This is a genomic window from Listeria weihenstephanensis (assembly GCF_003534205.1).
Classification (GTDB): Bacteria; Bacillota; Bacilli; order Lactobacillales; family Listeriaceae; genus Listeria_A; species Listeria_A weihenstephanensis.
Genome location: NZ_CP011102.1, coordinates 325,001 through 339,877, shown reverse-complemented (window position 1 = coordinate 339,877; position 14,877 = coordinate 325,001). Strand labels below are relative to the sequence as shown.

At 45.3% G+C, this 14,877-nt stretch carries 11 protein-coding genes (1 of these 11 running past the window's edge); all 11 read right to left on the bottom strand.

All coding sequences use genetic code 11. The features are described 5' to 3' along the window. Positions 1–78: 78 nt before the first annotated feature. Complete coding sequence (gltX, locus tag UE46_RS01555) at positions 79–1,551, bottom strand: glutamate--tRNA ligase (protein ID WP_036060200.1); 1,473 nt, start codon at positions 1,549–1,551, stop codon at positions 79–81. 13 nt (positions 1,552–1,564) lie between these two features. Beyond that, positions 1,565–2,038, bottom strand: a complete 474-nt coding sequence (gene ispF, locus UE46_RS01550) for a 2-C-methyl-D-erythritol 2,4-cyclodiphosphate synthase (protein ID WP_036060199.1) — start codon at positions 2,036–2,038, stop codon at positions 1,565–1,567. Beyond that, positions 2,035–2,730: a 2-C-methyl-D-erythritol 4-phosphate cytidylyltransferase gene (ispD, locus tag UE46_RS01545; RefSeq protein ID WP_036060198.1), complete on the bottom strand. Its 696-nt coding sequence runs from the start codon at positions 2,728–2,730 to the stop codon at positions 2,035–2,037. The genes ispF and ispD overlap by 4 nt, the downstream gene beginning before the upstream one ends. A 24-nt stretch (positions 2,731–2,754) precedes the next feature. Next, a complete protein-coding gene (locus UE46_RS01540; RefSeq protein WP_036060197.1) occupies positions 2,755–3,828 on the bottom strand; it encodes a PIN/TRAM domain-containing protein in 1,074 nt (357 codons plus the stop codon). Positions 3,829–3,999: 171 nt separating this feature from the next. Next, entirely contained in the window at positions 4,000–5,010 is a 1,011-nt protein-coding gene (locus UE46_RS01535) for an acyltransferase family protein (protein ID WP_051492867.1), read from the bottom strand. A gap of 17 nt (positions 5,011–5,027) precedes the next feature. Further along, positions 5,028–6,515, bottom strand: a complete 1,488-nt coding sequence (locus UE46_RS01530) for a right-handed parallel beta-helix repeat-containing protein (protein WP_036060196.1) — start codon at positions 6,513–6,515, stop codon at positions 5,028–5,030. A gap of 206 nt (positions 6,516–6,721) precedes the next feature. Then, entirely contained in the window at positions 6,722–8,095 is a 1,374-nt protein-coding gene (gene radA / locus UE46_RS01525; protein WP_036060195.1) for a DNA repair protein RadA, read from the bottom strand. A gap of 145 nt (positions 8,096–8,240) precedes the next feature. Continuing rightward, a complete protein-coding gene (gene ppsA, locus UE46_RS01520) occupies positions 8,241–10,841 on the bottom strand; it encodes a phosphoenolpyruvate synthase (RefSeq protein ID WP_036060194.1) in 2,601 nt (866 codons plus the stop codon). A 109-nt stretch (positions 10,842–10,950) separates the two neighbouring features. Beyond that, the gene (locus UE46_RS01515; RefSeq protein WP_036060193.1) at positions 10,951–11,955 is read right to left on the bottom strand and encodes an aldo/keto reductase; all 1,005 of its coding nucleotides are present in this window, start codon (positions 11,953–11,955) and stop codon (positions 10,951–10,953) included. A 133-nt stretch (positions 11,956–12,088) separates the two neighbouring features. Continuing rightward, complete coding sequence (locus UE46_RS01510) at positions 12,089–14,605, bottom strand: ATP-dependent Clp protease ATP-binding subunit (RefSeq protein ID WP_036060192.1); 2,517 nt, start codon at positions 14,603–14,605, stop codon at positions 12,089–12,091. Between the two features lie 27 nt (positions 14,606–14,632). Further along, a protein-coding gene (locus tag UE46_RS01505) for a protein arginine kinase (RefSeq protein ID WP_036060191.1) crosses the window boundary here: on the bottom strand, positions 14,633–14,877 show its 3' end. 784 nt of this gene lie beyond the right edge of the window; 245 of the gene's 1,029 nt are visible here — the last part of the coding sequence; its start codon lies beyond the right edge, outside the window; the stop codon is at positions 14,633–14,635.

The window sequence follows — 14,877 nt, the reverse complement described above, 5'->3', positions numbered from 1 at the left end:
GCTGATTTTATCATCCCATTATACACCTTTTCATAAAAAAGAACCTATCCGAAAAACAGATAGATTCCTTCAAAAATACTATTTAGCTTCCTTCAATCGATTCTCTAAGCGGTTCACGACTTTTTCGCGACCTAAAACCTCAATCGATTGCGGTAATTCCGGACCATGCATCTCGCCAGTAACAGCAATACGAATCGGCATAAACAGCCCCTTACCTTTCGCGCCCGTAGCTTTTTGCACACGTTTAATCGCAGCCTTCACTTCATCCGCAGCAAACGGCTCAATCGTCGCCATCTCTTCCTTAAACGCCGCTAGAACCTCAGGAACCTGCTCTCCCGCAAGAACTTCCTTCTCTTCCTCATCAAACGCCACGTCATCCGTAAAGAACATCGCCGAAAGCTCCACGATTTCCGCGCCATAACTCATTTGCTCGTGATAAAGCGCCACAAGTTTACGAACCCAAGCCAGCTCATCCGCGTCAGCCGTAGCCGAAACAACGCCTGCTTTCACTAAATGCGGCAAACTCAAATTCACCACTTGATCCAAATCTAATTTCTTCACGTATTGGTTATTCACCCACGTCAATTTATGCGTATCAAACAACGCTGGCGATTTCGACAACCGCTTCGGATCGAAAATTTTGATAAACTCGTCTTTTGAAAAAATTTCCTCTTCGCCCTCTGGTGACCAACCGAGCATCGCGATGAAATTAAACAACGCGTCTGGCAAATAGCCCAAATCTTTATACTGCTCGATAAATTGAATAATCGATTCATCACGCTTGCTCAATTTACGCTTGCTCTCATTCACAATCAGCGTCATATGGCCAAATACCGGCGGTTCCCAACCAAACGCTTCATAAATCATCAATTGCTTCGGCGTATTTGAAATATGATCGTCACCACGCAACACATGCGTCATTTCCATCAAATAATCATCAATCGCTACCGCAAAATTATACGTTGGAATCCCGTCTTTTTTCACGATAACAAAGTCACCGATACCGTCTGATTCAAACGATACATCACCTTTTACCATATCATTAAATGTATACGTCTTGCCTGGTTGTACCGCATAACGAATACTCGGTTCAAGACCTTGCGCCTCTTTCTCCGCGTGTTGTTCCGCAGTCAAATGACGACATTTCCCGCTATAACGAGGCATCATGCTGTTCGCTTTTTGCTCCTCGCGCTCTGCTTCCAACTCCTCAGCCGTACAATAACACTTATACGCCTTGCCTTCCGCCACAATTTGCTCAATCAGCGGGTTGTATAAATCTTGACGCTCACTTTGGCGATACGGACCATATTTACCGCCCTTATCCACGCCTTCATCCCAGTCCATACCAAGCCATGCCAAATTTTCTAACTGGCTTGACTCACCGTTCTCGATGTTTCTTTTCAAATCCGTATCCTCAATGCGAATCACGAAATCCCCATCATTATGTCTTGCAAACAAATAATTAAATAACGCCGTACGCGCATTCCCAATATGCAAATGCCCCGTCGGACTTGGCGCATAACGAACACGCACTTTTTTAGTCTCACTCATATTTACCACTCCTTTATTTTTCTAAAAGTACAACAGCAAGGCTTGCAATACCCTCGCCACGACCTGTAAATCCTAATTTTTCCGATGTCGTCGCCTTCACGTTCACCTGTTCTGGCGTCGCGTGCAAAAGCTCCGCAATCCGAACTTTCATCGCGTCCACATAAGGCGCCATCTTCGGTTTTTCCGCTATAATCGTACAATCAATATTGCCCAACTTATAGCCATCCGCCTCAATCTCCGCCCAAACAACACGCAACAATTCCGCCGAATCCGCATCCTTATAAGCCATATCCGTATCCGGGAAAAAATGACCAATATCACGTTTACCAACAGCACCAATCACCGCGTCCGTCACCGTATGCAACAACACGTCTGCGTCACTGTGCCCAAGCAAACCTTTCTCATACGGAATCTCAATCCCGCCAATAATCAACTTGCGGCCTTCCACTAACTGGTGCACATCGTACCCTTGCCCCACTCGAATCATATCCGATCCCTCCATTTCTCCTGCAAAATCGCTTCCGCAAAAGCAACATCCTCAGGCGTCGTCACCTTCATATTATTGTAACTGCCCTCGACCATATGAACCGTCACACCAAGCCGTTCCACAAGACTAGCCTCATCCGTTCCTAGAAAATCCGCCTCGTGCGCAATCTCGTGTGCCCGCTTCAAAATCTCCGTCCGAAAAGCTTGCGGCGTCTGTACTTGCCATAACACCGAGCGATCAATCGTCTCTTCCACCATGCCGTTTCGCACCCGTTTCATCGTATCCTTCACAGGCATCCCACAAATCGTCGCGCCGTGCACAGCAACGTCATCCAACAACCGATCAATCATCGCCTGATCCACAAAAGGCCGCGCCCCGTCATGCACCAAAACAACGTCCGCCATCTGACCACATTCCGCGAGCCCCTTCGCCACACTATACTGTCGCTCCGAGCCTCCCATCACAATCAAAATCTCCTTTTCCACATGCAGCTCATCAATCATCGCCTGCACATACGCAAGCTCATCTTCCTGTGCCACAACCACAATCCGGCAACAAGCATCATCCTCTAAAAACGTCCGAATCGTATGCAAAAACAAAACATGCCCCGAAAGTTCCAGCCACATTTTATTCCGTCCCAATTCCATTCGTTTTCCCTGACCCGCGGCCAAAAGAATCAATTCATATTTCATCAAGCATTACTCCTAAAGTCCAAATTAAGCCGGTTTTGCAAAAATCATCCGACCAGCAGAAGTCTGCAACACACTCGTTACCTCCACCTGAATCGTATCATTAATAAACTTGCGACCATCCTCAACAACAATCATCGTTCCATCGTCCAAATAAGCCACACCTTGATTGTGCTCCTTACCATCCTTCACAACGAGAACCGTCATCTTCTCACCCGGCAACACGACAGGTTTCACCGCATTCGCCAAGTCATTAATATTTAAAACCGCGACATTCTGAAATTCACAAACTTTATTCAGATTATAATCATTCGTCACGACTTTTCCTTGCATCACTTTTGCCAATTTCACAAGCTTGCTATCCACTTCCGAAATCTCCTCAAAATCGCCCTCATACATCTCGACCTTGATCGATTCCTCTTTCTGCAATCGGTTCAAAATATCCAATCCACGACGACCACGCGTCCGCTTCAAAGTATCCGACGAATCCGCAATATGCTGCAACTCCGCCAAAACAAACAACGGAATCACAATCGTCCCATCAAGGAAACCCGTTGCCAAAATATCCGCAATCCGACCATCGATAATCACACTCGTATCCAAAATCTTATACTCACGCGCCGCTGTAGCCTCATCCTTCACTTCCTCAGGAGTCTTCTTCTTCACACCGCGATTCGCAAATAAGTTGCCCCATTCCGCACGCCTACTAATCCCAACACGGAAGCCCAAATAACCAAGCACCAGCGTCAAAATAATCGGCACAACAGAATTCAAAATCGGAATTTTTGTCTGCGTTAATGCATTTCCCGCAAAAAAAGCAAGCACCAAACCAATCATAAGCCCCAGACCGCCATAAATAATCACTGTGTTAGAAGTGCTCGTAAGCCCATTCTCCAACCAGTTCAGAGCAGCAACAACATACTTCACCGCCCAAAAAGTAATAAGATAAAATATAAGTGCACCAACCAAAGCGTCTGTATAAGGATTATTAATGACAAAAATATCTGCTACACCAACAGCTTCCCAAAGTTCAGGCAAACTAATCACGCCGATCGTACCGCCAATAATCATAAAACAAATTCTAATGACCCATTTCAGCATTATCTCTCCTCCTTTCCCATCTTTTTAATAAAGTTCATACCCCTTCATTCTACACTACTTAAAGGCTCTACGGCAATTAAAACGAGTATAAAATAAATGGTTCACCGCAGCCCACAAAAATAGTGATACAAAATCATTTTTCAGATTTCATATCACCAAAGAAATAATATTCTATTCTATCACAACTTCTCGCTTCAATCTTATTTTTTCCCATACATACAAGCTCATCACATATCCTGCTAAAATAGCAATTACTTTTATAATCAAATAATATACATCTGGCGAATAGATTCCGATCACTCTGCAAACCCCATCAAATCCTAATAAGACAAAGTACTGCGTCCCTATGAGAATAATAGCCTCTTTCCCAAATACCGTAAAAACTCCCACTTTTTGCACCATTTGAAAAAGCAATACAGAAAACACAATCCCACTTAGAGCAGTTAATACAAAAAGTATATAATTCGTTCCAAAATAATTATCATACATGCTAACAAGCCTTGGTCCGTTAAGCCAGAACATACTTCCAATAAGAAAACTCCCAGCTAAAGTTAAAAGCAACATATATACAACCAAGCTTCTTGATAGTAATTTCAACACATTGTATTTCTTCGTCATATTACCTAAATAATAAAAAAGAAAACAAGAAAATACAATCTGCAATCCAAATGGAAATTTGATACCAGTCTCACTTAACAACCAGCCAACCACACAACTCAACAAAACAAGCGCCATTTGTATCCCTGTGCGTTCGCTCAACCTACTAAAGAAATAATACAACACATCCAGAATAAATAAAACCACTAAAAACCATAGCGGTGCATTCCACCCAACGCTACCATTCAGATAGAAAACACTTAACAATGTGCTCAATGGATCTCGCTCCAATTGCCCAGCTGTAACATAATAAAAACTATTGATAAAGAGCACAGAAATGACCTGAAATATAAAATATGGAACAAGCAACGTTTTCCACTTTTTGTAAAAATAATTCCCAGTTCCTTTCCCGCGAAACAAAAATCCCGAGATAAAAAAGAACAGCGGCATATGAAAAGAATAAATCAATTTCATCAGCAGTCCAGTATATGGATAATCTGCCGACAGTACAACACAATGGCCAATAACAACTAAAATTATCCCATAGGCTTTTAAGTTATCTATCCAAATTAGTCGCTGATTCATTAATTAATCCACCTTCTTCACATAAGTTTGTTCCATTTATAAATGCCGACCCCGCCATCTTGCATACAAATATATAAAGAATCCTTCGTTTCACCTTTTGTAGCATCTGCTTTTACGAAACACAGTGCCCCTTGCTTATCTTCCTTTGCAGCGGGGAGTGCAGTTCTAGGATTCATCTTAAGCATAAAATCGGTAGACAAAACAATATCTTTCCAAGCCAATATGGAAGCTTCTTCACCGTTACTATGGATGTGTTTAAAGTCGAAGCCATATTTCGCAATTCCCTTGTAACCCGTTTTTAATATAAATTTTTGATTCGCTGCTTTTTCTTGGAGTGTCACCCCTGGATTGAATTTATTTATTAAGATGTCATTTTGAGTAGTCCAACTCCGAAGAGAACTATCATCAAAAGCACCATGGCTGATTGTAGTCGTCCCTTTATCCAGAATATTTTGTATTTGATTATTATACACAAGTGTTTTCCAAGCTTCATTACCCAGACTAATAGGAATGTTATCACGAATAATAGCATCTACAGTATAATTTAATTTAATAGGGTATGTCGCCTTCAAACCATAATGTCTATTTTCAGATATAACTACATTCTCCATCTTATTGTATCTTAAGATCTCTCCTTCACTTGTTGTAGTATCTGGTTCACCCAATACACTGATTGCCTCTGCCTTAATATCTTCAAATGTGTTCGCCTCAATAAATATACCTTTGCATTGCGTTTGATAATCCGTTTTAGCAGTAGTGATAAAAATAGCTGGAGACTCCATAATTGAAAAAGAGTTTGCTCGTATCGTTATACCTTGACAACCAGCTAATTGCACACCAGTTCTTTTAGGATACTGCGACCAGCTTTTGTCACCTGCTAGTATTTTAATTGTATTCAGATAACACTCATTCTGATTCTCCATCGAAATAAGTGGTTTTGTGGCTTTAGAAAGACTCACCGCTTTGTTTACTATCATTACGTCTTGAATCGTAGTTCCTTGCCCTACGGTTTCCGTTGGAGCTATTTTAGTCGTATTTATTAATTTTATTGCCGTGCTAAAAATATCTTCAAAATATAAACTCTCAAACCTGTTTAAGTCATAACCTTTATCCATTCGAATCATATCTGGTGGATTTTCTAACAGCGAACTATTTTTTCCCAAAAAACCAAGATTGCGAACCTTATTATTTCGTATGTAACTCCAGTCCCATTCAGTCTCAGCACCATAAAAAGTAAAATCAAATACGGTATCTCCAACAAAATTATCACTTGGAATGATTAGCGTATTGACTGCCTGTTCCCCCACTATATCTATGCCATGATTTACAATTCGTATTGTTTTTGTAACTTTGTATTTTCCAGCTGGAAAGAATAGAGTACCTCCTCCTTCAAGACCCTCCCACGAAGATTTGCGTAATATGCTAATCGCTAAAATAATTTTATCTGTATCATCTGCTTTTCCATCCCCGATAGCACCTATATCTTTCACGTTGATCAAAACCATAGTACTCACCCCATTCATAAAATATCTTATCTAACATTGTAATCATATCATTTACATATTGTCGCTTCTACACTCCCAATATAAGAAATACATATTAGTCTCCTCTAAAATATGACGATTTTATGAACTTTTATCACTTGTTAATCATTACAAAAAAGACACCTGTAAACTACAGGCGCCTTTTCATATTCTACACTATAAACAAATCACTTCGGCAACGCCTTACTCAGCGCATCTCCAAGCGTTGTCACCCCAATAATACTCACGTCTTTCGGAATTTTCCACTCCCCTTGATTGTTCGCCGGAATAAAAATCCGCTTAAAGCCTAATTTCGCAGCCTCTTGCACACGCTGTTCAATCCGCGAAACCCGTCTAATCTCACCAGTCAAGCCAATCTCACCGATAAAACAGTCTGTACTCTTCGTAGGCTTATCATTATAACTCGACGCAATACTCACCGCCACCGCCAAATCAATCGCCGGCTCGTCCAGCTTCACACCACCAGCCGCCTTCAAATAAGCATCCTGATTCTGCAACAACAATCCGACCCGCTTCTCAAGCACCGCCATAATCAGCGACACCTTATTGTGATCCATCCCCGTCGCCATCCGTTTCGCATTCCCAAACATTGTCGGCGAAATCAACGCCTGAATCTCAACTAGAATCGGCCGCGTGCCCTCCATCGAAACAACCACCGTCGAGCCCGAAGCCCCGTCCAGCCGTTCCTCCAAAAAAACCTCCGACGGATTCGCGACCTCCACTAACCCAATATCGCGCATCTCAAAAATCCCGATTTCATTCGTCGACCCAAACCGGTTCTTCACCGCCCGCAAAATTCGGTACGCATGATGGCGCTCGCCTTCAAAATAAAGCACCGTATCCACCATATGTTCGAGCATCCGAGGTCCAGCAATCGCGCCTTCCTTCGTCACATGCCCCACGATAAACACCGCAATATTGCCGCCCTTCGCGATCCGCATCAACTCCGCCGTACACTCCCGAACCTGCGACACACTTCCCGCCGCACTCGTTACATCCGGATGATACACCGTCTGAATCGAATCAATAATCACGAAATCCGGCTTCACATGCTGAATCGTCTGCTGAATAGCCTCCAAATTCGTCTCCGCATACACATACAAATTGTCCCCCGTCACGAGCAACCGCTCCGCCCGCAACTTCGTCTGTTTCACCGATTCCTCACCAGAAATATAAAGCACCCGTTTCCCCGTCGTCGTCAGTTGCGCCGAAACCTGTAACAACAACGTCGATTTCCCGATTCCCGGATCCCCACCAACGAGCACCATCGAACCCTGCACAACACCGCCGCCAAGCACCCGATTAAGCTCCGGCATCTGCGTCAAAAACCGCGGCTCATTATCGCTCGTAATTTTCGTAATCGGCACAGCCGCAGAAGGTTCCTCCGTATGCGTAAACGATGACCGTCCCTTTTTCGTCGGCTCAAGCATCTCCACCATCTGATTCCACGCCCCACAATTCGGGCATTTCCCCATCCATTTCGGCGACTCATATCCACATTCCTGACACATAAATTTCACACTACGCTTCGCTTTCGCCATGCTAAAAATCACCTTCCAATTTTCATATCTGTCCCTATTTTACCACACTTCCCGCCACAAAAATCACCCAACATCAAAATTCCATTTTCAAGCCTGATTCTCCCTTTTTCACGCAAAAAAAGAAGGCAATCACGCCCTCCAATTTTCACAAAATTTCTATATAACCTTCCGTTCCATGAACACGAATCCGCTGCCCATCTTGAATCAATTTCGTAGCGCCTTCCACACCGACAACTGCGGGCAAGCCATACTCACGCGCAATCACCGCACCATGCGTCATGACCCCGCCAACTTCCGTCACCAAGCCTTTAATCGATACAAAAAGCGGCGTCCAACTCGGATCCGTGAAAGCCGTCACCAAAATATCGCCAGCCTCCAAATCCGCATCCGCCATATCCAAAATAACCCGCGCGCGCCCCTCAACCGTTCCCGCTGAAACAGGCAAGCCAACAATCGCCTCATCTGGAATATTCTCACGCGTATAACTACCCGAAATAATCTCCCCATCCGACGTAATAATCCGCGGCGGCGTCAATTTTTCATATAACTCATGCGCATTCTTCCTCTTCTCAATAACCTGATAATCCACGTTCCCCGTCGCAACCACATCACGAAACTCCTCAAAATGCAGATAAAACGCATCCTCTTTTTCCCGAAGAACGCCCAATTCCACTAACTTCTGTGCCTCGCGCAATAATCCCTGCTTATATATGAAGTAACGATTAATCATCGCATATTTCGGATACTCCCGATAGCCAATAAAATTCCGAATCAGCCCAATCACACGCTCCGTTTCATCCGCCTTCCGATCACCATCAACCAAAGACCGCAACCGCTCTAAAACGTCCTGCTCTTTCCCCAAAGCCTCGCGTCGCCCTTGCTCAAATTTCTCCGCACTCGCACCAGGCTCGAAATTTTTAATATTACTCAAAATCATCGGAATCAGAATCGTCGGTTTTTCCATCCAGCGCGCTTTCGTCACATCAATCTCACCCGCACAACGCATCCCATACTTGCGAAGATAATCCTGAATCGCTTCCACAGCCTCTTTCCCGCCATCAAAACGACCCAACTCAGACAAAAAATCCTCCTCCGTCATATCTCGCAAATACGCAATAATCTCCGGATAAGGCCGAATCAAATCCGCAACATCCAACAATTCCAATCCCATTTCCGAAGTAATATTGTTCGGCACCGACTGAGAAATCAGATCCGCAACGTTCTTCTCACCTAGCCACGCTTCCATTTTTTCATTCAGCCAAGCCGAAGCCTCCATTGCCGTCATGAAAACAGCACTGCTCCGCGGATCCATCAAATATTTTTTCAAAACCTGAAAATCCGCCACAATAAAATCAAAGACATCCAATCCAGATTTCGTCTCCATCTCACGCGCAGCTTCCGCAATTGAAGCCTGACTATCCCGTATTAACGCCGCAGGAATCTCCGGATCATTCTCCATCCGCGCCTCAAAAATATCAGAAGGCGTAGCATCCACACTCGGCGCAGGCTCATCACCCGGCACAGCCTCAATAAAATCACGCGCTATAATCGTCTCAAACGCATCTTTCATCAAAGGATCCGACTGGCCCAAATTATTCACTAAATTATCGCGCCCAGCCGAAGTCGCCAACATCCCCGAAATATCAACAAACAGCCGCCCGCCAGCAACACGCATCGGCGCCGGCGTCGTCATCAAATAAAAATCCGAACCAAGCGGCTTCATCGCGTCCGTCATCATTTGCTGATGCCCAACCGACACATACACATGATTGCCTTGATCCCCCGCCTCAGGAATCGGATACAGCGTCGTAATCGCCCGACTTTGCACAATATAAAATACACCATCGACCAAACACCACTCTATATCCTGCGGCCGTCCAAAATAAGCCTCAACCCGCCGTCCAATCCGCGCCAGCTCCAAAATTTGCGCCTCCGTCAACGTCTGCATCCGTTGCTGCGCCACATCAATTCCCCGCGTTTCCGTCCCGCCAGCTTCCAGCCCATAAATCGCCAGCTTCTTCGTCGCGATCACCTTTTCAACAACTTCACCATCTTGCACCCGATAAGAATCCGCCGACACCAACCCAGAAACAAGCGCCTCACCCAAGCCAAAACTCGCATCAATAGAAAGCACTTTTCGATTAGCAGTAATCGGATCCGCCGTAAACAAAATCCCCGAGGCCTCAGGAAAAACCATTCTTTGAACGACCACCGACAAATAAACATGACGATGATCAAACCCATTTTGCATCCGATAAATCACCGCACGATCCGTAAATAAAGACGCCCAACATCTACTAATATGTCGCAAAATCGCGTCCACACCAATAACATTCAAATACGTATCCTGCTGCCCCGCAAAAGAAGCAGAAGGTAAATCCTCCGCCGTCGCACTAGAACGAACCGCATAAGCATGTTCCGCGCCCAATTTAGAAATGTAATCCGTCACAGCCTGCACTAAATCGCGAGGAATCTCTAACCCCATAATCAACTCCCGAATCCGCTCACTGATCTCACTAACCTGATCCCGGTCCTCCACGCCTAAAAAATCCAGTCGATTAAGCAAAACTTGATACCCATCATTCTGCTCGATAACCCGTTGATATCCCACTGTCGTCACACAAAAACCTTCCGGCACACGTATCCCGTCCATTTTTGCTAACTTGCTCAGATTCAACCCTTTTCCACCAACCAAAAACAGCTGCGTATCCTCTATCTCCTGAAAACCGAGAACCAAATCACCCATCATACATCTCTCCTCGCCATTACTATACGCTTCATTCTAGCAGTAATTTTTAGGAATAAACAGTCTATATTATTACTTTTTTTCATGCTATAATTAAATTAAGGAGAGATCACAAAACACTTTTCGGGTCTGGAATCAGCCCAACTACAGGATGCGGTACATACAATTCTTCCAAATAACGCATCTCAGCAAGCGTCAACTCCACATCAAGCGCTGCAACCGCACTCTCCAAATGACTCTCTTTCTGCGCCCCAATAATCGGTGACACCACCTGATCCTTATTCAACAACCAAGCAAGCGCAATCTTATCCCGCGTCACACCATGGTTCACCGCAACCTCCGCCAACCGCTCCACAATCAAACGATCCGCCTCCATCATGCCATCATATTTCGAATGTTGCACCTGATCCGTCTCCGAACGAAGACTCGTTTCCGACCAATCACGCGTCAAACGACCAGAAGCAAGCGGACTATACGGCGTCAACGCAATTTTCTCATCCCGGCAAAACGGCACCATCTCCCGCTCCTCTTCCCGATAAATCATATTATAATGATTCTGCATCGACACGAATTTCGTCCAACCATTACGCTCCGCCACACGCTGCGCCTTCTGGAATTGCCACGCATACATCGCACTCGCCCCAATATACCGCACCTTCCCGGACTTCACCACATCATGCAGCGCTTCCATCGTCTCCTCAATCGGCGTATCATAATCCCAGCGATGAATAATATACAAATCTACATAATCCGTCCCCAACCGCTCCAAACTATGATCAATCTCCGTCAAAATCGCCTTACGCGAAAGCCCACCACTATTAGGCTGCCCAGGGCGCATATCCCCATGAACCTTCGTCGCCAGCACAATATCATCCCGCTTCGCAAAATCCTTCAAAGCCTTTCCAAGAACCCGTTCACTCTCGCCCAAAGAATAAATATTCGCCGTATCAAAAAAATTAATCCCTAAATCAAGCGCTTTCTTAATCACTGGACGACTACCCTCATCATCTAAAACCCACTTATGCACCCATTTTTTCGGATCTCCAAATCCCATCGCCCCTAAACAAATCCGCGAAACATCCATACCCGTATTCCCAAACTTCATATATTCCATATCCTCGTCCTCCTTCAAATTCATACAATCTCAGTATAAACCTTAAACCCCACTCCAACACAAGCAATAACCCTAAAATAAAAAAAGTGATGGCAATCCAGTTTCAGATTCCCATCACTTTTCAAAATTTCAATTACTCCGATTTAGCAGGCTTCGCTTTAGGTTTCGCCTTCGCTTTTGCCTTCGTAGCTGTTGTCGTCGTTTTCTTCTTAGCTGCAGGAGCTTTCTTCTTCGCCTTAACCGTAACCGTCAACTCGCCAGCTTTAGTCCCAATAACGACCGTATCGCCAACCTTAACCGTTCCACGCAACAACTCTTCCGACAAACGATCCTCCACATTTTTCTGAATTGCCCGTTTCAGCGGACGCGCACCATACTCCGGATCATAACCATCCTTCGCAATTTTAGCCTTCGCACTCTCCGTCAAACTCACATGGATATTACGTTCGCCAAGACGCTTCGTCAACTGTTCCGTAAGCAACGTCACGATTTCTTTCAATTCCTTCTCATTTAGCGAATGGAACACAATCGATTCATCAATCCGGTTAATAAACTCAGGACGGAACGCCTTTTTCAACTCTTGCAGCATCCGGTGTTGCATCGCCTTATGATCCTTCGTCATATCAGAAACGTTGAAGCCAACCGATTTATCATCCTTCAGCTCCTGCGCACCGATATTCGACGTCATAATAATCACCGTATTTCGGAAATCAACAACGCGACCTTTAGAATCCGTCAAACGCCCGTCATCTAAAACTTGCAGCAACATATTAAACACATCAGGATGCGCTTTTTCAATCTCATCTAAAAGTAGAACCGAGTAAGGTTTTTGGCGAATTTTCTCCGTCAACTGGCCGCCCTCTTCATAACCAACATAGCCTGGAGGAGCCCCAACAAGACGCGCCGTCGAGAATTTCTCCATATACTCCGACATATCAATCCGGATCATCGCTTCCTCGTCACCAAACATCGATTCGGCAACCGCACGCGCCAATTCCGTTTTACCAACACCAGTAGGTCCCAAGAAGATAAACGAACCAATCGGGCGCTTCGGATCCTTAAGTCCCGCACGCGCACGTCTCACAGCCAGAGAAACCGCCTTAACAGCCTCCTCTTGCCCAATCACACGCTTATGAAGCAACGACTCCATATTCAGCAATTTATCCGTCTCCGTCTCACCCAGTTTCGTAACCGGAATACCCGTCCAACTCGCCACAACCTCAGCAACAATCTCTTCCGTCACTTCACTATTATCCTGACCCTGTTTCGCATGCCAGTCCTTCTTCTTCTCCGTCAACTCACGTCTTAAGCGCTGTTCCTTATCTCGCAATGAAGCCGCCTTCTCAAACTCTTGACCCTGGACCGCCGCATCCTTCTCTTTCTTCAATTCCGCCAAGTTCGATTCCATTTCCTTCACATTCGCAGGCGTCGTATAAGCCTTCAAACGTACCTTCGAACCCGCCTCATCAATCACGTCAATCGCTTTATCCGGCAAGAAACGATCCGAAATATACCGATCCGACAATCTAACCGCCGCCTCAACCGCCGCATCCGTAATTGCAACCCGGTGATGCGCCTCATAACGATCCCGAAGCCCCCGCAAAATTTGAATCGACTCATCCACAGTTGGCTCCTCCACACGAATCGGTTGGAAACGTCTCTCAAGCGCAGCATCCTTTTCAATATACTTGCGATACTCATCAAGCGTTGTCGCACCAATACATTGCAACTCACCACGAGCAAGCGACGGTTTCAAAATGTTCGATGCATCAATCGCACCTTCCGCGCCCCCAGCACCAATCAACGTATGCAATTCATCAATAAACAAAATAACATTTCCAGCTTGACGAATCTCATCCATCACTTTTTTCAAGCGATCCTCAAATTCACCGCGGTATTTCGTTCCAGCAACAACCGTACCCATATCGAGCGTCATCACACGTTTTCCACGCAACGTTTCCGGCACCTCATTATGCACAATTTGTTGCGCTAAACCTTCCGCAATCGCCGTTTTACCAACACCAGGCTCCCCAATCAAAACCGGATTATTCTTCGTCCGGCGACTAAGCACCTCAATCACACGCTGAATCTCCTTCGAACGCCCAATCACGGGATCCAAATTCTCTTCCCGCGCAATCACCGTCAAGTCCCGCGCCAAGCTATCCAAAGTCGGCGTCGCTTGCGTATTCGTCGAACGACCAGAAGCCGCACCGTCCCCGCCACCAAGCAATTGCAATACCTGTTGACGCGCCTTATTCAAGCTCACACCAAGATTTCCAAGCACACGAGCCGCAATTCCCTCACCCTCACGAATCAGGCCAAGCAAGATATGCTCCGTCCCAACATACGTATGGCCAAGTTTCCGCGCCTCATCCATCGATAACTCAATTACTTTTTTCGCACGCGGCGTATATTGAATCGTTTGAACAGCAGTCTCACCCTCACCGATCAAAGTCTCTACTTCCTTTTGCACCTTATCCGAACTAATTCCAAGCTCATATAACGCCTTCGCAGCGATACCCTCACCCTCACGAACCAATCCCAACAAAATATGTTCCGTTCCCAAATTGCTATGCTTCAATCTCATAGCCTCTTCCTGTGACAAAGCCAATACCTTCTGCGCTCTTTGCGTAAATCTCCCAAACATCATGGTAGTTTCCTCCTCCAATTTTCGTAGCTAGTATGTATCCAAAATTTCTCGGATAGCCGCAGCCCGAATCACTTTTTCTTCCAATTCATTCATATCCCGCTGCGCAAACTTTCGCAAAAAAGCTGGTTGCGAAAATAATATCAGTTCATTGACCTTTTGACTAGGTATATGCTCAACATATCCCATCTGCACACCCAGCCGCAAATCAGAAATAGCGTCCGCAGCCTCTTTCTGCGCCAATATCCGACTATGTTTCAACATCCCATATGCTC